This window comes from Halorubrum sp. AD140 (assembly GCF_034497445.1).
Lineage (GTDB): Archaea > Halobacteriota > Halobacteria > Halobacteriales > Haloferacaceae > Halorubrum.
In genome coordinates, this window is record NZ_JAXRUU010000008.1 from 20,665 (window position 1) to 39,453 (window position 18,789).

19 protein-coding genes, 1 other RNA gene and 1 pseudogene are annotated in these 18,789 nt (G+C 70.0%); 6 read left to right on the forward strand and 15 right to left on the reverse strand.

Annotated features, from left to right (window positions below; translation table 11 throughout):
* Position 1: 1 nt before the first annotated feature.
* From U4E84_RS03505 to U4E84_RS03515, 3 genes are read right to left on the reverse strand one after another with little or no spacing between them, the layout of a single operon-like run.
* Positions 2 to 943 carry a carbohydrate ABC transporter permease gene (locus U4E84_RS03505; protein WP_322530765.1) on the reverse strand — a complete coding sequence of 314 codons (942 nt, stop codon included), beginning with the start codon at positions 941 to 943 and terminating at the stop codon, positions 2 to 4.
* Positions 944 to 999: 56 nt separating this feature from the next.
* Entirely contained in the window at positions 1,000 to 2,013 is a 1,014-nt protein-coding gene (locus U4E84_RS03510) for a sugar ABC transporter permease (protein ID WP_322530715.1), read from the reverse strand.
* A gap of 13 nt (positions 2,014 to 2,026) precedes the next feature.
* The gene (locus U4E84_RS03515; RefSeq protein ID WP_322530716.1) at positions 2,027 to 3,508 is read right to left on the reverse strand and encodes an extracellular solute-binding protein; all 1,482 of its coding nucleotides are present in this window, start codon (positions 3,506 to 3,508) and stop codon (positions 2,027 to 2,029) included.
* 132 nt (positions 3,509 to 3,640) lie between these two features.
* On the opposite strand from U4E84_RS03515, the gene U4E84_RS03520 reads away from it, so the two are divergent.
* From U4E84_RS03520 to U4E84_RS03530, 3 genes are all read left to right on the forward strand, one after another.
* On the forward strand, positions 3,641 to 4,099 hold the full coding sequence (locus tag U4E84_RS03520; protein ID WP_322530717.1) for a hypothetical protein: 459 nt from the start codon (positions 3,641 to 3,643) through the stop codon (positions 4,097 to 4,099).
* Entirely contained in the window at positions 4,096 to 5,097 is a 1,002-nt protein-coding gene (locus U4E84_RS03525) for a hypothetical protein (protein WP_322530718.1), read from the forward strand. The genes U4E84_RS03520 and U4E84_RS03525 overlap by 4 nt, the downstream gene beginning before the upstream one ends.
* A 65-nt stretch (positions 5,098 to 5,162) precedes the next feature.
* Complete coding sequence (locus tag U4E84_RS03530) at positions 5,163 to 5,468, forward strand: hypothetical protein (protein WP_322530719.1); 306 nt, start codon at positions 5,163 to 5,165, stop codon at positions 5,466 to 5,468.
* Positions 5,469 to 5,481: 13 nt separating this feature from the next.
* On the opposite strand, the gene U4E84_RS03535 is transcribed toward U4E84_RS03530, so the two are convergent.
* The 11 genes and pseudogenes from U4E84_RS03535 to U4E84_RS03585 form a co-directional block, all read right to left on the reverse strand.
* A complete protein-coding gene (locus tag U4E84_RS03535; RefSeq protein ID WP_322530720.1) occupies positions 5,482 to 6,168 on the reverse strand; it encodes an HAD-IA family hydrolase in 687 nt (228 codons plus the stop codon).
* On the reverse strand, positions 6,165 to 6,965 hold the full coding sequence (phnE, locus tag U4E84_RS03540) for a phosphonate ABC transporter, permease protein PhnE (RefSeq protein WP_322530721.1): 801 nt from the start codon (positions 6,963 to 6,965) through the stop codon (positions 6,165 to 6,167). The genes U4E84_RS03535 and phnE (U4E84_RS03540) overlap by 4 nt, the downstream gene beginning before the upstream one ends.
* On the reverse strand, positions 6,965 to 7,765 hold the full coding sequence (gene phnE / locus U4E84_RS03545; RefSeq protein ID WP_322530722.1) for a phosphonate ABC transporter, permease protein PhnE: 801 nt from the start codon (positions 7,763 to 7,765) through the stop codon (positions 6,965 to 6,967). The genes phnE (U4E84_RS03540) and phnE (U4E84_RS03545) overlap by 1 nt, the downstream gene beginning before the upstream one ends.
* A 1-nt stretch (position 7,766) precedes the next feature.
* Positions 7,767 to 8,639 carry a phosphonate ABC transporter ATP-binding protein gene (gene phnC, locus U4E84_RS03550; RefSeq protein WP_322530723.1) on the reverse strand — a complete coding sequence of 291 codons (873 nt, stop codon included), beginning with the start codon at positions 8,637 to 8,639 and terminating at the stop codon, positions 7,767 to 7,769.
* Positions 8,640 to 8,646: 7 nt separating this feature from the next.
* On the reverse strand, positions 8,647 to 9,828 hold the full coding sequence (gene phnD / locus U4E84_RS03555) for a phosphate/phosphite/phosphonate ABC transporter substrate-binding protein (protein WP_322530724.1): 1,182 nt from the start codon (positions 9,826 to 9,828) through the stop codon (positions 8,647 to 8,649).
* A 257-nt stretch (positions 9,829 to 10,085) separates the two neighbouring features.
* The gene (gene hisD, locus U4E84_RS03560; protein ID WP_322530725.1) at positions 10,086 to 11,363 is read right to left on the reverse strand and encodes a histidinol dehydrogenase; all 1,278 of its coding nucleotides are present in this window, start codon (positions 11,361 to 11,363) and stop codon (positions 10,086 to 10,088) included.
* Between the two features lie 102 nt (positions 11,364 to 11,465).
* Positions 11,466 to 11,675 carry a hypothetical protein gene (locus tag U4E84_RS03565; protein ID WP_322530726.1) on the reverse strand — a complete coding sequence of 70 codons (210 nt, stop codon included), beginning with the start codon at positions 11,673 to 11,675 and terminating at the stop codon, positions 11,466 to 11,468.
* A 20-nt stretch (positions 11,676 to 11,695) separates the two neighbouring features.
* Positions 11,696 to 12,661 (reverse strand): phytoene/squalene synthase family protein, encoded by a 966-nt coding sequence (locus tag U4E84_RS03570; RefSeq protein WP_322530727.1) that lies wholly within the window; start codon positions 12,659 to 12,661, stop codon positions 11,696 to 11,698.
* Between the two features lie 125 nt (positions 12,662 to 12,786).
* Positions 12,787 to 12,891, reverse strand: a pseudogene (locus U4E84_RS03575) (HVO_2523 family zinc finger protein); the annotation flags it as partial.
* A gap of 166 nt (positions 12,892 to 13,057) precedes the next feature.
* A complete protein-coding gene (locus U4E84_RS03580) occupies positions 13,058 to 13,624 on the reverse strand; it encodes a hypothetical protein (protein ID WP_322530728.1) in 567 nt (188 codons plus the stop codon).
* Positions 13,625 to 13,708: 84 nt separating this feature from the next.
* Entirely contained in the window at positions 13,709 to 14,287 is a 579-nt protein-coding gene (locus U4E84_RS03585) for an isochorismatase family cysteine hydrolase (RefSeq protein WP_322530729.1), read from the reverse strand.
* A 101-nt stretch (positions 14,288 to 14,388) separates the two neighbouring features.
* Here U4E84_RS03585 and U4E84_RS03590 point away from each other — a divergent pair, with 101 nt between their 5' ends.
* Together U4E84_RS03590 and U4E84_RS03595 are read left to right on the forward strand one after the other, a co-directional pair.
* The gene (locus U4E84_RS03590; RefSeq protein WP_322530730.1) at positions 14,389 to 16,131 is read left to right on the forward strand and encodes an Hvo_1808 family surface protein; all 1,743 of its coding nucleotides are present in this window, start codon (positions 14,389 to 14,391) and stop codon (positions 16,129 to 16,131) included.
* 112 nt (positions 16,132 to 16,243) lie between these two features.
* The gene (locus U4E84_RS03595; protein ID WP_322530731.1) at positions 16,244 to 17,404 is read left to right on the forward strand and encodes a nicotinate phosphoribosyltransferase; all 1,161 of its coding nucleotides are present in this window, start codon (positions 16,244 to 16,246) and stop codon (positions 17,402 to 17,404) included.
* A gap of 31 nt (positions 17,405 to 17,435) precedes the next feature.
* Here U4E84_RS03595 and U4E84_RS03600 read toward each other — a convergent pair whose 3' ends face one another.
* Positions 17,436 to 18,038, reverse strand: coding sequence for a TIGR00296 family protein (locus U4E84_RS03600; protein ID WP_322530732.1), 603 nt, complete (start codon positions 18,036 to 18,038; stop codon positions 17,436 to 17,438).
* 332 nt (positions 18,039 to 18,370) lie between these two features.
* On the opposite strand from U4E84_RS03600, the gene rnpB reads away from it, so the two are divergent.
* An RNA gene (gene rnpB, locus U4E84_RS03605) (RNase P RNA component) lies at positions 18,371 to 18,683 on the forward strand.
* Positions 18,684 to 18,789 lie beyond the last annotated feature (106 nt).

Here is an 18,789-nt window from a genome sequence, read left to right on the forward strand (position 1 = left end):
GTTACTCTTTCACCGCCCCGGTCGTTAGTCCGCTCACGATCTTCTCCTGTGCGACGACGACGAGTATCGCCACCGGTAGCACCGCGACGATGCTGGCGGCCGCCATGAGGTTGTACAGCACCTCGAACTCGCCCTGGAACCGCAGTATCCCTTCGAGCATCGGCGCCCAGCTCCCCGGCTGCCCGTCGGTCATCAGCGAGCTGAAGAAGTACTCGTTGTACACCGAGATGAACGTCAACACCCCCGCGGTCGCGACGCCGGGCGCGGAGAGTGGAACGATGACGCGGAACAGCGCGCCGAGCCGGGTGGTTCCCTCCACACGGGCCGCGTCCTCCAACCCGTCCGGAATCTGCGAGTAGAACGTCATCAGGATGAATATCGACAGCGGCAGGAAGATCGCCGACAGCGGGATGAAGATCGCGTACGGGGTGTTGTACAGCGACCCGGCCGACAGTAGCGGCCGCAACACGTCGAAGTTGGTGTTGAACAGCCGGTTCAGCGGGATGAAGAACGCCGCCGGCGGGAAGAAGGACGTGACGAGCACCAACAGCAGCAGCGGGTTGCGCCCCCGGAACCGGAGCCGGCCGAACACGTAGCCGGCGAGGCTCCCGACGAGCAGCACCGCTACGGTGGCGATCGTCGCGATCAGGAAGCTGTTGAACACGTACCGGTGGAACGGCAGCGTGGTGAATATCTCGATGAACGCCGCCGGATTGAACCCGGCTGGCAGGAGCACGCCGACGTCGGAGAGGTTCCCGCGCGGCGTCACCGCGACGACGAACAGCCAGTAGAACGGGAACAGCGTCGTGACGAGGAAGAAGATCGTCGCCACGTAGAACGCCGCTCGGTACGCCCGCTCCGGGTTGGTGATCATCTTCGCCGCCCACGCCTCAATGATCCCGCGGTCGAGTTCCGGCTCGTCACGGCCAGCCTGCTCGGCCATCTCGACGGTCGGGTCGGTCCCGTCGGCCGACTCGCCGTCGGTGGGGCCCGTCGCGCTCATGCGACACCCCCCTCGCTGTTGCGCAGCGCGAGCAGATACAGCAGGACGAACCCGCTGATGACGATGGCCGTCATGAACGCCACCGCGGAGGCCGTCGCCCAGCGCCGGCTCTCTTGGAGCGCGATGATGACCAGACACGTCAGCGACGGCACGGTCTCACAGCCTGCCGTGGAGTCGATGAGCCCGTAGATCCGCATCGCGTCCATCGTTCGGAACAGCATCGCGACCAGCAGCGCCGGCGCGACGAGCGGCAGGGTGATGTACCGGAACCGCTGCCACGGCGAGGCGCCCGACACCTTCGCGACGTCGTAGAGCCCGCGGTCGATGCTCTGGAGCCCCGCCAGGATGAGGAGCGCCATGAACGCGGTCGTCTTCCAGATGTCGGCGACCAACACGATCAGGAAGGAGTCCGTGCTGCTCGACAGCGGGTTGCTCCCGAACACGCCGAGCCACTGCATGAACTCGGTCCCGAACCCGATGGTCGGGTTGAATATCAGGAAGAAGATCATCCCCTGGATGACGATCGGTATGGCCCACGGGATGATGATCGACACCCGGACCCACCGGCGACCGTAGAAGTCCTGGTCGAGCACGAGCGCCTGCCCGAAGCCGATCAGCGTCTCGAAGAAGACGCTGACGACCGCGAACGCCAGCGTGACGAAGATCGCCTGCTGGAGGAACGGTGCGCCGAACCCGACGAACGGGAACGAGTCGGAGAGTTCCAACGAGATGAACTGCTGCGTGAACGGCGTGTCGCCGGTCAGCAGGTCGACGTAGTTCTCGACCCCGACGAACTCGCCGAAGGGGTCGGCCGCACCGAGCGCGTTCGCGAGCAGCGAGAACCGGAACGTCTCGATCAGGGGGTAGAACGCCACGAGCGCGAGCAGCGCGAACGCCGGGAGCAACAGGACGTACGCGTACACCTCCTCGCTCTGCGTTTCCAGCCAGTTGAGCGGGCGGGCGAGCACCGATCCCCCGCCCCCGCCGTCCGATCGCGTGTCGGTTGACATGCTCGTTTCCTCGTTATTCGGCCAGGTCCGACTCGAGGTCTTCGAGCGAGCTCTCCAAGTCGGACATGGCGTCTTCGGGCGACTTCTCGGCCTGATAGGCGGCCGAGACCTCGGAGGCGACCTGCGGGCTCTGGTCGGGCCACGCCACCGTGACGGGTCGCGGCACCGTGTTCTCGCCGGTCACCGCGAGCGTGTCGAGGAAGTCGCCGAGCGCCCCGACGTCGTCGGGGTCGGCGTTCTCGGTCACGGACGGGTCCGGCGGGAGATACCCGCCCTCGGCGAAGTTCGACTCCATGACCTCCTCGTTGGCGAACGCCTCGAGCACCTGTACGGCGTCGTCGAGCCGCTCGCTGTTCGGGTTGATCGTGAGGTGCCAGCCGCCGAGCGCCCCGGCGGGGCCGCCCGTGCCCTCGTACTCGCCCTCGCCCGCTTCGACGCCGTACGGAAGCGGCATCACGTCGTAGTCCTCCGCGTCGAAGTCCTCGGAGTCGAGGTTCAGCGGGATCGCGTACGGCCAGTTCCGGTGGAAGATCGCGTTCCCGGACGTGAACGGTTCACGCGACGGCTCCTCGGTGAACGAGAGGAGGTCCGTCGTGCTGATCTGCGGGAAGTCGGGGTGCGCGTACTCCGCGTCCGGTCCCTCCATGAACGACCGCATCATGCGGATCGTGTCGAGGACCGGTTCCTCGTTGACCGTGATCGGCCGGTCGCCGATCGGTCCGAAGAGGTTCTCGTGGTCGCCGAAGTACGCGCCGCCGAAGGACGTGATCGTTTCGCTGAACGTACAGCAGGCGAGCCCGACGTAGTTGTCGGCCTGCGTGGTGAACGCGTACTCGTAGTCGCCGTCCTCGCCGTCGTTCTGCTCCCAGACGTCGGCGGCCATCTCGGCGAACTCCTGCCAGCTCATCGGCTCCGTCGCCCAGTTCTCGCCCTCGGGGTCGTAGCCCGCCTCCTCGACGAGGTCCTTTCGGTAGTGCATCACCGGGTAGTCCGGGAACAGCGGGAGTCCGTAGAGGTCGCCGCTCTCCGGGTCGCTCGCGGTGTTCACCGCACTCGGGAGGTAGTCGTTCTCGACGTAGTCCAGCGTCTCGGAGGAGAGCTCCTCGCTCAGGTTCACCAGCTGCCCGCGCGCGATGAACGGGATCGTCCAGCCCGAGTCCATCATGAAGATGTCGGGGCTCGACCGTCCGGCGTCCAGCGCAGAGGTGAACTCCGACTGGCGCGCGCCGGACTCGAAGTCGCCCGGCAGGATCTCGACTTCGATATCCTCGTCGAGCCCCGCCTCGTACAGGCTGTCGGTGACCGTGTCGGCGATCCCCTCCCACTCGCCGTCCATCGTGATCTGGATGGGATCGTCGCCGTCGCCACCGCCGCCGCCCCCGCCCGAACAGCCGGCGAGCCCGACCGCCGCGCCCGCCGCCCCGGTCGCTTCGATGAACCGCCGTCGCGATACCCCCACGCGATCGCCCTCGTGCTCCGTGCCTGTGTCGACCATTACAGCTGTTGTTACAAAATACACCCGTATATAATTATTGATGCCAATAGAGAGATCACCGATGAGCGGCCGCGCGCTCGCGACGGTCCAGCGGAACGGCTATGGGTCCCGAGCGTCGAGTGGGTGGCATCCATGGGCACCACCGGAACGGTCGCGAGGCGCATACGAGACGGGACGATCCAGTGGCTAGAGCGGGTGTTCTTCGGCGGCGCCGAGCTGTCGGTGCTGTCGACGCCGGCGTTCGTCGCCGTGCTCGTCCTCCAGACGCGCTACCCCGACGCGATCCCGATCGCCGGGCTGCTCGCGATCGGTACCGGGAGCGTCGCTATCGCGCTGTTCCGGGCCCGTGCCGTCGACGTCGGCGCGTGGCCGCGCCGGGGCGAGCTGTCGTCGGCGCCGCTCCGAGTCGGCTACTTCAGCGCGCTCTTCGCGGCCGCGACCGTCGGGGTCGGGGCGGCCGCGGGCGCGGTCGGCTCGCTGTGGCTCGCGCTGCTCGGGGGCGTCGTCCAGCCGCTCGGACTCGCGGCGTTCCCGCGCGTCTACCGCGCCGTCCACGGCGAACCGCTCCAGCACGCGGCGGCAGAGCTATGAGCGGCGACTCGTCTCTCAGCGAGGCGCTCCGCGACGCCCTGGCGGCCGTCTCTGTGCCGGAACACACCGGCGAGAACCGCTGTCTCCCGTGCACGCTCGTCAACGCGGTCGGCGTTGCCGTCGTCGCCGCGCTGCTCTCCCGCCGCCGCCGCTCGCTCGGGCTCCTCGCGGCCCTGCTCGGCGGGGCGGCGATCTGGCTCCGCGGCTACGTCCTCCCCGGCACCCCGCGTTTCGCCCCGCGGATCGTCGCGCCGCTCCCGTTCGACATCGGCCCCGACCACCCGGACGGCCTCGACTCGGACTCGCTTTCGAGCGCCGGCGGCACGTCGACCGAGGACGACCCCGAACCCGCAGCGGCGGACGACTCCGCGTCCGGTGCCGAGGACGACTCCGCGTCCGGGGCCGAGGACGACTCCGCGTCCGGGGCCGAGGACGACCCCGCGTCCGGTGCCGGGGACGACCCCGCGCCCGCCGTCGACTCCGGCGGGGTCGGCGACGGCGACCAGACCGATCCCGAGGCCATGATGGCGGCGCTCCTCGACGCCGGCGCGCTCGTCGAGGAGGAGGAAACGCTCGTGCTCGACGAGTCGTTCCGCTCGGCGACGTACGACCGGATCCGCGAGCTCCGCGAGGGGCCCGAGGAGGACCTCGCCGAGCGCGCGGCCGCGATCGCGGGTCCCGACGTCGAGGGACAGGTCCACGACGGACGGATCCTGCTCGCCGGGCGGCGCGACGCGTGGCTGAGCCGACCGACGGCCCTCGCCGAGACGGCCGCCGCGGAGGTCCTCCGCGAGCGCGGCGTCGACGACGCGGTCGCCCGGACCGTGGCGCGGCCGCTGTGTGCGTTCCTCGACACGTGTCCCGCCTGTGACGGCCCGGTCAGGGAGACGACGCTGCGACACTGCTGTGGCGGCCCCGGCGGCGTCAGCGGCAACCCGGAGCGGCCCGTCCGCGCCTGTGCCGACTGCGACGCCGTCGTCTTCACCGACTTCTCCTGAGCGCGCCGCGCTCCCCGTGGGAGCGCCGCCGACAGCTACAATTCGCTCCGCCCCGATCGCTACGTGTGAGTGGCGTTACCACGGTCGAGCTCGCCTTGCGGGTCGTGGTCGCGGCGGTCGCCATCGTCGGGCCGACCGTCCTCTACCTCGGGCTCTGGCGCTTCCTCGCGTGGCTCCGGGACGACGCGCTCGTCGACCGCCTCGCGGCCCGCGGCGCGGTCGAGGAGCCCCGGCCCGCCGCTGTCGACGTGCTCGCGTCCGCGACCGCCGGGATCGACGGGCGGCGCTGTCCGGCTTGCGGCGCTCCGGTCGTCGCGGGCGCGACGCGGTGTCGGAGATGTCGGGCCGAGATCCACGGGAAGGACGGGTAGCCGTCGATCGGTGTCAGCCTCCGTCGACGAGCGAAACGAGCTCGTGGAGGCTCTCGATCTCGTGGTCGGGTTCGACGTGGAGGTCGAGGGCGGCGTTGTGGGTCCGGCGGAGGAAGACCGCCTCGAGGCCGGCGCGCTCGGCGGCGATCACGTCGGTGGCGCGGTCGCCGACGTAGAGCCCGCCGGAGGCGTCCAGCGCGTCGAGCGCCTCGTTCAGGTAGAAGGGATCGGGCTTACGCCGGCGGAACCCGTCCGGCCCGAGGTCGCGGCCGCGGACGAACTCGAACGTGTTGAGCTGGAAGTGGTCGACGACGAACTCGACGGTCGGGTGGTAGTTGTTGCTCACCAGCCCGATGGGCGTCCGGTCGGCCAGCTCATCGAGCGCGTCGACGTCGGGACAGAGGCGTCTGGCTCCGGCCGCGAGCCGCTCGACGGCGCGCTTCGCGCTGCGCTCTTCGCGCGCCCGATAGAGCGTCGCGGAGTCGACGCCGAGCTCCTCGCAGGCGGCGCGGAAATCGTCGTCGTACTCGTACGTTTCGAGCGAGCGTCGGAGGTCGCCGGTCACCCCCATCTCCCGTTGCTCGAGGACGTCCTCGAGCGCGCGACTGTGAACCGCGTCGTCGGTCCCCCAGCCGTCGAGGACCACGCCGTCCATGTCGAAGAGCAGCGCGTCGGACGCGCCCGAGCGGAGTCCGTTCATCGGGTGAGCCTCCGGGTGTACGCCGAGAGCGCCTCGCTCACGAAGACGACACCGAGGATGATGATCAGTATCATCGCGACGGACTGCCAGGCGAACGCGTTCACCGCGCGGAACAGCTCGACGCCGATGCCGCCGGCGCCGACGAACCCGAGGATCGTCGACTCGCGAACGTTTATGTCCCAGCGATACACGCTGAGCCCGACGAGCGCCGGCTTGACCTGAGGGAGGATCCCGTAGGTCAACACCTGCGCCGGGGAGGCGCCCGCGGCGCGGACGGCCTCGACCTGTCCGAAGTCGATCTCCTCTATCTCCTCGCCGAGCAGCTTGCCGAGGAATCCGATCGACCGGAACGCGATGGCGACGGCGCCCGCGAGCGGGCCACTCCCGAACACGACGACGAAGATCAGCGCCCAGATGATCGTGTTCACCGACCGGCTCACCGTCACGATCAGCTTCCCGAGCCAGTAAGTCGCCGCGTTCGGCGTCGTGTTCTCGGCGGCGAGCAGCGCGACGGGAATCGTGAGCACGAGCGCGCCGACGGTGCCGAGCGCGGCGATGTGGACGGTCTCGATCAGCGGTCCGACGATCTCGGGAGCGTACGCCACGTCCGGCGGGTACATCCGGGTGAGCAGGTCGCCGACCTCGCGGGGGACGGTCCCGACGTTGGTGATCCCCATGTCGAGGAACTCCCACGACGCGACGAAAACGACGAGTGCCACGAGCACGCCGAGGAACCGTCCGATCCGTCGCCGCCGGTCGAACCGGCCCCACGTCGGCTCGGCGTCGATCCCGGCCATCACTGGTACCTCCGTCTGACGACCGCGCTCACTCCCTCGGCGACGAGGACGACCGCGATGATCGCGACGAGGATGGCGGTGACGTACTGGTAGGAGTACCGGTTGAACGCGGTGAGGAGGACCGAGCCGATCCCTCCCGCGCCGACGATCCCGACGACGGTCGACGCCCGGATGTTGATGTCCCAGCGGTAGACGCTGAGCCCCGCGAACCGCGGGATGATCTGGGGGACGACGCCGTAGATCAGCGTCTGGACCGGCGACGCACCCGTCGCGCGCACCGCCTCAACGCTCCCCATGTCGATGTCCTCGATGTCCTCGGCGAGCAGCTTCGCGAAGAAGCCGACCGTCTTGAACGTGATCGTGATGATGCCGGCCAGCGGGCCGAGCCCGACTGCCTTCACGACGAGGATGGCGACGATGATGACGTTGAGCGCCCGCGAGAGGGAGATGAACCCGCGGTTGAGGTAGTACAGCGGCCGCGGCGAGAGGTTCTCCGCGGCCATGAACGCGACGGGGATGCTGAGGGCGATCCCGGTCACGGTCGACACCATCGCCATGGCGACGCTCTCGAACATCTTGTCGACGATCCGCTGGGACTGTCGCGGCGTCGCCTCCGGCGGGAAGAAGTCACCGAGCAGCGTCAGCCCACTGCCGATCCCCTGGGCGATCCGGGCGGGATCGGCGCCGATCCCCCACGCGGACCAGAGGAAGAAGGCGACGAGTCCGACGTACGTGGCCCACTTGAACTCCCGGCGGCCGAACGCCGTCGGTCGTCGCCAGCTGCGACGTTCCGTCGCCATCTCAGGGGCCCCTCGACGCCGGCCCGTCCAGCGGCCGGCCGTCCCCCACCGCGCCGTCTCGGTCGACGCGGTCGGCGACTCCTCCGCCATCATCCGCTTCGGACGTCGAGCGCGACGCGTTCGACCCGGGTGATTCGCCGCCGCGGTAGACGCGGTCGAGCGCCGCGTCGTCGAGCTCGTCAGTCGGCCCGTCGAAGACGAGCTCGCCGTCGTGGAGCCCGACGATGCGGTCGGCGTGTTCGATCGCGAGGTCGACCTCGTGGATGTTTATTAACACGGGGACCTCGCGCTCGGCCGCGATGTCGGTGAGCAGTCGCATCACGGTGCTCGACGTCTCTGGGTCGAGACTCGAGGTCGGCTCGTCGACCAAGAGGATCTTCGGCTGCTGGACGACCGCGCGGGCGATGCCGACCCGCTGGCGCTGCCCGCCCGACAGCGCGTCGACGCGCTTGTTCTCCATGTCGCCCAGCCCGACGCGCTCCAGAAGCTCGTACGCGCGTTCGATGTCCTCCGGAGGGAACGACCGCCGAAACGCTCGCCAGGCGGAGACGTACCCCAGCCGCCCGGTGAGGACGTTCTCCATCACGGTGAGCCGTTCGACTAGGTTGTACTCCTGGAAGATCATCCCGATGTCGCGACGGGCCTCGCGGAGCCCGTCGTCGTCGAGCGCGGTCAGGTCGGTCCCGTCCAGTTCGACCGTCCCTCCGGTGGGCTCCGTGAGCCGGTTGACACACCGGATGAACGTGCTCTTCCCGGCCCCGCTCGGACCGATCATCGCGGTCGTCTCGCTGCCGTCGACCGCGAGATCGACGCCTTTCAGCGCCTCGTCGCCGGTCGGGTACGTCTTCCGAAGGTCGGTCACGTCCAGGGTCATCGACTGGTCACTCGCTCAGCGATCCTTCGGTGTACTCGACGCCGTTGTACTCCTGGATGACCATGATGTCGTACCAGTGACGCCGGTACTCGATGGGTTCGAACACCGCGTACCCGGTGCGGTCGGCGTACGCGGTCCCCTCGAAGTCCGAGTCGAGCCAGGCCGCCTGGATCCCCTCGGCGATATCGGGGTGGAGGTTGTACCGGTACGCGATCGGTCCGTTGGGGAACGGGTCGGACGCCCAGACCACCTTGAAGTCGTCGAAGCTGAGGTCGCTCTCCGCCTCGACGGTGTCGAGGAAACAGGTCGAACAGATCGGCCCGGCGTCGTAGTCGCCGGCCGCGATGCCCCGGGTGGTCGCGGAGTGGTCGCCGGAGAAGTTGACCTCGTAGTCCTCGTGGGCGGTCACGTCGAAGTACTGATCGAAGAGCGCCGACGGCGCCTGGTGGCCGGAGTTCGACGCCTCCTCGGCGTGGGCGATGCGGACGTCGTCGTTCGCGAAGTCCTCGACGCTCTGGATGTCGTCCGCGTCGGCCCGGGTCGTCGCGAACAGGCGGTAGCCGAACGCGTCCCCGTCGATGCCGGCCGCGAACGGAACCGCGCCACAGAGGTTCACCGCGAACGCGGTGGTCCCCGTCGAGAAGTTCGCGATGTGGGCCCGCTCCGAGCGCATCGCCTCGACGGAGGCGGCGTAGTTGTCCACCCGGTTGTACTCGACCGGCAGTCCGGTCTCCTCTTCGATCCGCTCGAAGACCGCCTCGAAGTCCTCCTCGTAGCGCCCCTGAACGTCCTCGCTCGGACTCTCGGTGAAGACGAGCGTCTCCGGCTCGAGCCACTCGCTCTCGTCTTCCGGCGCCTCGCGGACGGGTTCGCCGTGCGGGACCTCGTCGACGTCGCGGTCCCCCATGCTCTCTAAGTCCGTGCGGCTGCCGCGCTCGTACCCCTCGTCGATGAGGAGCGAAGAGAGGTAGTTGTTCTCCTCCCAGTTCGGCTCTTCTGGGTCGAAGGAATCGGAGAGCATCGAGTCGCCGGAGCCGCCGCCTCCGCCGTCCTCCGAGCCGCCATCGGAGTCATCCTCACTCGCCCCGCCGGAACAGCCGGCCAGCCCCGCGATCGCCGCCGCTCCGCCGATGCTGAGGAACCGCCGCCTCGAACTCGACCCAGATCGTTCACCGGTGTTTTCCACCATGTGTCCTAACCATCCGAATTCAGCCTCAATAAGCCTGCTATGAGCTATATAGCGCCGATCCGTCCAGTCTATTCCCGACCGTTGTTCTCTTGATACTCGGTCCCACTCGTGCGTCCTATGGGCCCGAACGTTCGGAGAGTACCGCTATATAGTGCAACGTCGTCCGACCGCGGAAGGAGACGACCCTGGAAGGAGGCGATCACGGAGGAAAGCGAGCACGAAGGGAAGCGACCGCGGACCGGGTCCGTTCGGGCCCCTCACTCGAACCGCTTCCGGACGCTCTCGGCGTGCGCCTCCAGCCCCTCGGCCTCCGCGAGGGTCGTGATCGTGTCGGCGAGGTCGTCGAGCGCGTCGCGGTCGAGCCGCTGGACGGTCGAGGACCGCAGGAAGGTGTCCACCGAGAGCCCGCCGTAGCGCTTCGCGCCGCCGTTCGTCGGCAGCACGTGGTTCGTCCCCGTCGCGTAGTCGCCGGCGGCCACGGGCGAGTACGGCCCGAGGAAGACGGAGCCGGCGTTCGCGATCCGGTCCAACAGCGCCTCGTCGTCGTCGGCGACGATCGAGAGGTGCTCGGCCGCGTACTCCTCGGCGAACAGCACCGCCTCGGGCATCGACCGCGCGTGGAGGACGCCGGAGGCGTCGTTGTCGAGGGCGGCGCGAATCGTCTCCTCGCGCTCGCGCCCGGCCGCCTGCGCGTCGACCGCGTCCGCCACCGCCTCGGCGAGCTCGGCGTCCGCGGTGACCGCCACCACGGAGGCGTTCGGGTCGTGTTCCGCCTGCGCGACCAGGTCGCTCGCGACGAGGTCGGGGTCGGCGGTCCCGTCGGCGAGCACGAGCACCTCGCTCGGTCCCGCGAGGAAGTCGATCTCGACGTCTCCCTGGACGACCGCCTTCGCGGCGGTGACCCACTTGTTGCCGGGGCCGACCACCTTCTGCGCGCGCGTCACCGTCTCCGTGCCGTACGCGAGCGCGGCGATCGCCTGCGCGCCGCCGACCTGGTACACCGCGTCGGCGCCCGCCTCGTGGATCGCCGCGAGCGTGACCCGGTTGAGGTCCTCGGCCGGGGGCGTCGCGACGGCGACGTGGTCGACGCCCGCGACCGTCGCGGGGACGACTCCCATCAGCGCGCTGGAGGGGTACGCGGCCGCGCCGCCGGGCACGTACACCCCCGCGCGGTCGATCGGGCGGAACCGGCGCCCGAGCTCTCGGCCGCCGAAGTCGTCGCGCCAATCCTCGGGGCGCTGCCGCTCGTGGAACTCGCGGACGTTGGCGGCGGCCTCGCGCACCGCGTCGAGGACCGGGTCGTTCGCGTCGTCGAGCTCGGCGTGCGCGCGCTCGGCGTCGTCGGTCACGTCGATGTTGCCGACGGTCACGCCGTCGAACTTCTCGGCGAACTCCCGAAGCGCGACGTCGCCCTCCTCGCGCACGCTGTCGACGATCTCGGTCACGTCGTCGCGGACCGCGTCGACGCCGGCGTCGCGCTCGAAGAAGGCGCGCCGCTCGGCCGGCGAGAGGTCGGCGACGGTTCGTACGTCCATGCGCCCCCTCCGAGCCGCGGTCAAAAGGGCGTTCCGACTCGGCGCACCCGTGAGTGCGAGGGGCGGGAGCGGATCCCGGTCACTCCAGTCGCCGAACCCCGGTCACTCCAGTCGCCGAACCCCGGTCACGTCCAGCGTCGCGAGGGCGACGAGGACCGCCAGCAACCCGGCGGCGGCGAAGAGGATCGGCGCCGACAGCGCCACGGCCAGCTCGTAGGACGCGACGAGCCGGGTCGTGCCGCGGACGACGAACGACAGGAACACGAGCCCGAACGCGAACAGCGCGAGGCCGACGAAGCGGGATCGGTTCACTCGGTTCTCCCGGCCCCCGCTCAGTCGGAGTGCGCGACGCGGGGACCGTGCGAGCCGTGCTCGCGACGCTCGCGACCGCCGCCGAAGCCGTGACACACCTCGTAGAACACCGCCTCGGGGTCCCTGTTCCACTGCCACTTCCAGCGCGTCCGGACGAGCAGCGAGAGCTTGCGGGCGAACGAGAGCTCGGGCGTCGTCGACACCGTATCGTAGCCGAGGTCGCGGACGAGCCGGTGGTGGTCCGCGTACAGCACCGCCGCGAGCAACACCGCCAGCTGGCAGTCCGCGGGGAGGTACTTGATCCCCGCGACGCCCTCCTCGTAGAGCCGCTCGGTCCGAACGAGCTCTTCGCGGATCGCGGCCGCGACGTTCTCGTCGAACTCCAGCCTGAGGAGCTGCTCCGCGCTCGCCCCGTGGCGTCGAAGGGTCTCGAGCGGGAGGTAGATCCGGTCGCGCTCGACGACGTCCTCGCGGACGTCCCGGATGAAGTTCGTCATCTGGAACGCCTCGCCGAGCCTGGTCGCGTGCGGGAGCGCCGCCGCCTCGGTCTCGGGGTCGAGGTCCATGATCGCCGTCATCATCCGTCCGACGGCGGCCGCGGAGCCGTCCATGTACGCCTCCAGCCGGTCGTACGTCTCGTACCGGTCGGTGTCGACGTCGCTCGCCATCGCGTCGACGAACGAGTCGACGTCCTCGCCCGGAATCCCGTGTTCCTCCCGGACCGCGGCGAACGCGTCCAACACGGGATCGTCCGTCGGCTCCTCCCCGAGGGCGGCCCGCCGAAGCCGGTCGAGCTCCGCCCGCTGTTCGGCCGGCGGTGCGGTGTCCTCGGCGTCGACGATCTCGTCGGCGATCCGGAAGAATCCGTACAGCACGTACGTCGGGTGGCGGATCCGCTTCGGGAGCAGCCGGGTCGCGACGTGGAACGTCTTCCCGGTTCGACGCTGGATCCGCTTCCCGCGGGCAACCTGTGTCTGCTCTACCATGCTGACCCCTGACGGCCGGCGAGGAGGGTCGAGAGCGGGTCGCCGATCATAGAATACAGGTCGGACTCCAAGAACATAACAGTTGGCACAGCCCCGATGGACGTCCGACAGTCGCTCGAAGTCGGTCAGTAGAACGTGTCGCTGCAGTCGTAGACGACACCGTGCGCCGGGCAGACGTACTTGCAGTGACGGTGATACATCGGCGTCGAACACAGCGGACACGGGCGACCGGCGACCTCGGCGGTCTCCGTCGACTCGTCGTCCGTCTCGCCGCCGCTCGCCTCGTCGCCGCTCGTCTCGCCGCCGACGTCGTCCGCCGCGTCTCCGACGTCGCTCATGGCTCTCGGGAGGGTCGCGAGGGGCATAACCGTGTTCCCCCGACGGCGCCGGCGCCGCTCAGGCGTCGGCCAGCGACTCGTACACCGACTCCGCGACCCGTCGCTCGTCGAACGGGAGCGTCAACACGCCGCCCCACTCCTCGTCGGTGAGCGCCGCCACCGTCGACTCGTCCAGCTCGACCCGCCTGACTTCGGTCCCGTCGAGGGCCATCGACACGACGAACCGCCCCGGTTCGTCGGCCACGCCGGAGGCCTCGAGTTCCCCCTGGAACGCGTCGACGCCGTCGTCCCCGAGCGCCGCGTACACGAGGTGCTCGTCGCCCTCCTCGCGGACGCCCTCCACCCGGTCGAGGTCGCTCGCGTCGAACAGCCCCCTGTCGTCGTCGCCGTCGCGAAGCAGGCGCGCCTCGAACGGGGCGTCCGGGTCCGCGTCGACGGCACCGTCCGCTTCGTCCCCGTCGTCCGCCTCGCCGACCGCCTCGTCGCCCGGTCCGCCGCCGTCCGATCCGGGGCCGCCGTCGAGGGCGTCGCCGTCCGCCACCGCCGTCGCTCCAGCGAACCCGACGGCGCCGACGGCCAGCGCGGCCCCGACCCCGCCGAGTATGCCGCGTCGAGAGAGCTCCATGCGCGACCGTTCCCGGCGGGGGTGAAAAGGGTTACACGCCGATTCACGCGGCTGATAACGACACGGAGGTGGAGTGCCCGCGAACTACGCCCCCTCGAACGCGACGGCCTCGCGGGCCGTCGTCTCGCCGAACAGCCAGTCCGCGTGGTCGACGGCGTACTCCCGGTGCTCCTCGGTGAGGTAGCCGAGCGCGTCCTCGACGACGACGGGCCGGTAGTCGCGGAGCCCGGCGCTGCCGGCCGTGTGAAGGACGCAGACGTTCGCGAGCGTCCCGCAGATCAGGAGGTCGCGGATTCCGTGGGCGTCGAGGTGGCCCTCCAGGTCCGTTCGGTAGAACGCGTCGTACGTGTGCTTTACGACGACGTGGTCGTCCTCGCGCACGTCGAGCCCCTCGACGATCTCGGCGTCCCACGTCCCCTCGACGACGTGCTCGCCCCAGCGGTCGAACTCGTCGTAGTAGTGCGTCTCCGCGAACTGCTCCGGCGGGTGGACGTCGCGAGTGTAGACGACGCTCGCGCCGGCGTCGCGGGCCCGCTCGACCAGCGACGCCACCGGCTCGATCGCCGCTTCGCTCGGCTCGGCGTACAGGCTCCCGTCGGGATGACAGAATCCGTTCTGCATGTCGACGACGATCACCGCGGTCTCGCTCGGATCGTACGGCATGGCCGGACCTTGGACGTCGAGGGACAAAAGCGGAACCCGGACTCGGGGCCCGTCGCCCCCAGAGCGACAAACTACTTACCGGACCGGGCGTAATCGACCCTATGCGACGGGTTCTCACCCTCTCGGTCGTCGCCGCGATCGCCCTCCTCGCGCTCTCCGCCGGCGGCGTCGCCGCCGGACCGACCGGACCCGCCGACGTCGCCGACGGGGGCAACGCACACAGCGCCACCGCCGAGGAGTGCGAGACGGGCAACGACACCGAGCTCGTCGGCTGCTGGAACGGCACCCACTACGAGGAGGAGCTCTCGTTCAACCAGAGCGACGGGCTGAACGAGTCGGAGCTGGAGGCGCTGACGCACCTCACGATGGCGCGCGTCGAACACCTCCGCGAGCGGCCGTTCCGGGAGGACGTGCCGGTCGAGACGGTGACGCGGTCCGAGTTCTCGAACGAGTCCACCGGCGTCACCGACGAGAACGACTCGTCCGGCGAGGAGTTCCGGCGCTGGAACGACCAGGTGTGGGAGGCGCTGTTCGTCGTCGGCGAGGACGAGGACGCGAACGACGAGATCGACTCCGTGTTCGGCGGCGCCGTCTCCGGGTTCTACTCGCCGTCCGAGGACCGCATCGTCCTCGTCGTCGCCGACGGCGAGGAGGACGAGGTGCAGGTCGACTCCTCGACGCTCGCACACGAGCTCGTCCACGCGATGCAAGACCAGTACTACGACCTCACGCGACCCCGCTACGTGGGCACCACGCAGGACGGCGACCTCGCGGTCGACGGGATCGTCGAGGGGGAGGCCGTTCACGTCGAGGAGCTGTACGCCGCCCGCTGTGCCGACGACGACTGGCGCTGTCTCGACGGGCCCGACGACGGCGGTGGAGGCGGGTCGGGCGCCGACTACAACTTCGGCATCCTCCAGACCGTGCTCCAGCCGTACTCCGACGGCGCGCTGTACGTCGAGGAGCTCGTCGACGAGGAGGGCTGGGACGCGGTCGACGAGGCGATGACCGAACCGCCGGAGAGCACCGCCGAGGTGATCCACCGGAACCCCGACTACGAGACCCGCGAGGTGGAGTTCGAGGACGCGGCGACCGGCGACTGGGAGACGTACCCGGACCAGGGCGCCGACGGCGCCGAGACGGCGGGCGAGGCCTCGATGTTCGTCATGTTCTGGTACCAGAGCCTCGAGTACGGCCACCCGGTGCTCGAACCCGGGGAGAGCGCCCAGGAGAACGTCCGGATCCACACGCAGCCGGACGAGGAGCTCCGGACCCGCGCGAACTACAACTACGCCCACGAGTCGACGGACGGCTGGGCCGGCGACGAGCTCTACCCGTACCGCGACGGCGACGGCGAGGACGCCCGCGACGGCTACGTGTGGGTGACGGAGTGGCAGACCGACGCCGACGCCGCGGACTTCCGCGAGACGTACCTGGAGATGCTGACCGCCCACGGCGACGCCGCCCACGACGAGGGCGAGGTGTACGAGATCGACGACGGCGACTTCCCCGGCGCCTACGGCGTCGAGCGGGACGGCACCACCGTGACGATCACCCACGCGCCCGAGCCCGCCGGCGTGCTCGAACTGCGCCCCGACGCCGACCTCGAACTCCCCTCGACCGACGACAGAAACGACGGGGACGACGGGAGCGACGGTGACGGGAGCGACGGGGACGACGGCGACGAAGGGAGCGACGGGGACGACGGCGACGACGGCGCAGACGGAGACGACGTGTCGTCCGAGCCGGACGGCTCGACCGACGACGGAGTTCCCGGGTTCGGCGTCGTCGCCGCCCTTCTCGGCGTGCTGGCGGCGGTGTCGCTCCTCGCGCCGCGGGACTGAGTCGGCGTCGGCGGCGGCGGACGCGCGGACGGGGACGCCGGACGCCTCGGGTCGCCGCCGGGTCGGCGCGGGAGCCGGACCGTTTTTCCTCCCTCGCGGGCGTACTTCGCGTATGACCGAGTTCGACATCGTCGACGCGGCCGCGATCCGCGAGGGCCGGGCGACGGACGCGTACTTCGAGCGGACCGAGGCCGCGCTGGCGCACGCGGGGCGAAACCCGCGGGTCGTCGCCGAGGTGACCGCCGACCAGTTCCCCGACGGCGACTTCGAGCTGTTCGCGGGGCTGAAAGACGCCGTCGCGCTGCTCTCGGGCCGCGACGTCGACGTCGACGCGATCCCGGAGGGGCGGCTGTTCGACGGCGGCCCAGTGATGCGGATCGAGGGCCCGTACCTGACGTTCGCGCGGCTGGAGACGTCGCTCCTGGGGTTCCTCTCGCACGCCTCCGGGATGGCGACCGCCGCGCTCGACTGCCGGGTCGCCGCGCCGGACGCGTCGGTGTTCTCGTTCGGCGCGCGCCACGTCCACCCCGCGATGACGGCGGCGGTGGAGCGCTCCGCGCTCGTCGGCGGGTTCGACGGCTTCTCGCACGTCGCGGCCGGCGACCTGCTCGGCCGCGAGGCCTCGGGGACGATGCCGCACGCCCTCGCGATCTGCTTCGGCCGCGGCGAGCAGGAGGCCGCGTGGCGCGCCTTCGACGAGGCCGTCGACGAGGCGGTCCCGCGGATCGCCCTGTGTGACACCTACTCCGACGAGGTCGACGAGACGCTCCGGGCGGTCGCGGCGCTCGGCGACCGGCTCGACGGAATTCGGCTCGACACCACCGGCTCGCGTCGCGGCGACTTCAGACACATCGTCCGCGAGGTGACGTGGGAGCTGAACGCCCGCGGCCACGCCGACGTCGACGTGTACGTCTCCGGCGGGCTCGACCCGACCGACCTCCGCGAGCTGCGGGACGTCGTCGACGGGTTCGGCGTGGGCGGCTACGTCTCGAACGCCGACCCGGTCGACTTCGCGCTCGACGTGGTCACCGTCGAGGGCGAGCCGGCCGCCAAGCGTGGCAAGCTCTCGGGGGCGAAGGCGGTGTACCGCACCGCCGACGGCGCGCACGCGGTCGGGCTCGCCGACCGCTCGGGTCCCGCGGACGCGGAGTCGCTCATGGAGCCGGTGATCCGCGACGGCGAGGTCGTCGCCGACGACGCGTTCGACCTCGCGGCCGCGGCGGAGCGGGCGCTCGCGGACGCGCAGGCGGTCGGTTACGGGACGGACGAGTAGGAACGGAAACTGACGGGTCGGCCTCGGGCGGTTACAGCTCCTCGACCGCGCCGCCGTCGGCGCGCTCTCGGAACACCTGTCCCTCGATGAGCGTCACCATCGTCTCGTCGTCGTCCCAGGCGTTCGGGGCGAGCTTCGCCTTCCGGCAGGCGCGCGAGAGGAACTCGGCGCCCGACCAGCTGTTCTCGACGGGGACCGTGGGGTAGAGCCAGCCGTGCGAGTTGCCGCCGTCGACGGCGACGCCGTGGGTGCCGATCTTAAGGTCGGCGAGGGGGTCGTTGGTGAGCACGGTGTTCGAGACGACGAACACGGAGACGGTGATGTTGTCGAGCTCCTTGGGTTCGACCTCGGAGCCGCAGGAGTCGTCGGAGGCGGCCTTGATCGCGGCCTCGACGATGGCGTGACCGAGCTGGTCCGACGTCTCCCACGCGCCGGCACAGCCGCGGAGCCGACCGCGGCCCCGGGTGGATTCGAGTCTGACGAATGCGCCGGTGCGGGCGTAGAACGCCTCGCGCATGCTTCCGGGCTGTTCGCGTTGTCCGTGTCGGACGAACGACTCGACCGCCTCCCGCGCGAGTTCGACCGCTCGAGCGCCGTCGTCGTACGACAGCTGAACGGTCTGAGCCTCAGACATGAGTGTCCATTACGCTCGTGACGACTTGAACGCTTCCCTTGCGAATTTGTCGCACGGTAGCCCACGGATTCGCCTCGGCTTCTGCCGACGTGGCCGGCGTAACGGGGCGTGATCGCCGTCGATTAGGTTGCAATTACTGCAGGTTGGGACGCGGCTACCACGGATTGGGTCGCGGCTACTGCAGGTTGGGTCCCGGCTACCACGGATCGGGTCGCCGTCATTCCGGATCGAGCGGCGGTGGTCTCTCCGGATCGCCGTCGCCTTCGCCCGGCCGCGGTCTCTCGACCGTCCGACCGGATCCCTTATTCGCGACCGGGAGCAACGTCGGATCGGACAGAGGGAGCCCGACTCCCGTGCCTCTGGCATGAGGAAAGTCCCCCCACCGGCCGGACGGGCGACCGGGCACACGCCCGGAGTCGGAGACGGCTGGCTCTGGAACAGCAACGACACCCCCCGCCCCGACCGATGAGTCGAGCGAACCGACCCGTGAGGGAAGGGAGTTAACCCGACGAGGGTCGACGGGCGGGAACGGATGGAACGGCGAATCCTCGCCGGTGCAAGTCCGCGCCACAAGGTAGTCCGGCCACGGCGCGGACGCTCAGCCGAATGTCGGGACGAACCGAAGGGGGCTTACTCCCCTCAGTCCGCTTCCACGCGCGAGCGACGCGTCCGTCTCTCCGGTCTGCCAGACCGCTCGCCGACGCGCGTCACCGCGGAGGCGAGGATACAAATCCGTCGCCCGCGTTTCGCG

Bases quoted from the DNA above. Each gene is read 5' to 3' on its own strand.
- phnE (WP_322530721.1), bottom strand. From the start codon at position 6,965: ATGGCCGGGATCGACGCCGAGCCGACGTGGGGCCGGTTCGACCGGCGG.
- phnC (WP_322530723.1), bottom strand. From the start codon at position 8,639: ATGACCCTGGACGTGACCGACCTTCGGAAGACGTACCCGACCGGCGAC.
- phnE (WP_322530722.1), bottom strand. From the start codon at position 7,765: ATGGCGACGGAACGTCGCAGCTGGCGACGACCGACGGCGTTCGGCCGC.
- U4E84_RS03515 (WP_322530716.1), bottom strand. From the start codon at position 3,508: ATGGTCGACACAGGCACGGAGCACGAGGGCGATCGCGTGGGGGTATCG.
- phnD (WP_322530724.1), bottom strand. From the start codon at position 9,828: ATGGTGGAAAACACCGGTGAACGATCTGGGTCGAGTTCGAGGCGGCGG.
- U4E84_RS03595 (WP_322530731.1), top strand. From the start codon at position 16,244: ATGACCGAGTTCGACATCGTCGACGCGGCCGCGATCCGCGAGGGCCGG.
- U4E84_RS03520 (WP_322530717.1), top strand. From the start codon at position 3,641: ATGGGCACCACCGGAACGGTCGCGAGGCGCATACGAGACGGGACGATC.
- U4E84_RS03585 (WP_322530729.1), bottom strand. From the start codon at position 14,287: ATGCCGTACGATCCGAGCGAGACCGCGGTGATCGTCGTCGACATGCAG.
- U4E84_RS03525 (WP_322530718.1), top strand. From the start codon at position 4,096: ATGAGCGGCGACTCGTCTCTCAGCGAGGCGCTCCGCGACGCCCTGGCG.
- U4E84_RS03580 (WP_322530728.1), bottom strand. From the start codon at position 13,624: ATGGAGCTCTCTCGACGCGGCATACTCGGCGGGGTCGGGGCCGCGCTG.
- U4E84_RS03510 (WP_322530715.1), bottom strand. From the start codon at position 2,013: ATGTCAACCGACACGCGATCGGACGGCGGGGGCGGGGGATCGGTGCTC.
- U4E84_RS03505 (WP_322530765.1), bottom strand. From the start codon at position 943: ATGGCCGAGCAGGCTGGCCGTGACGAGCCGGAACTCGACCGCGGGATC.
- hisD (WP_322530725.1), bottom strand. From the start codon at position 11,363: ATGGACGTACGAACCGTCGCCGACCTCTCGCCGGCCGAGCGGCGCGCC.
- U4E84_RS03590 (WP_322530730.1), top strand. From the start codon at position 14,389: ATGCGACGGGTTCTCACCCTCTCGGTCGTCGCCGCGATCGCCCTCCTC.
- U4E84_RS03570 (WP_322530727.1), bottom strand. From the start codon at position 12,661: ATGGTAGAGCAGACACAGGTTGCCCGCGGGAAGCGGATCCAGCGTCGA.
- U4E84_RS03535 (WP_322530720.1), bottom strand. From the start codon at position 6,168: ATGAACGGACTCCGCTCGGGCGCGTCCGACGCGCTGCTCTTCGACATG.
- U4E84_RS03600 (WP_322530732.1), bottom strand. From the start codon at position 18,038: ATGTCTGAGGCTCAGACCGTTCAGCTGTCGTACGACGACGGCGCTCGA.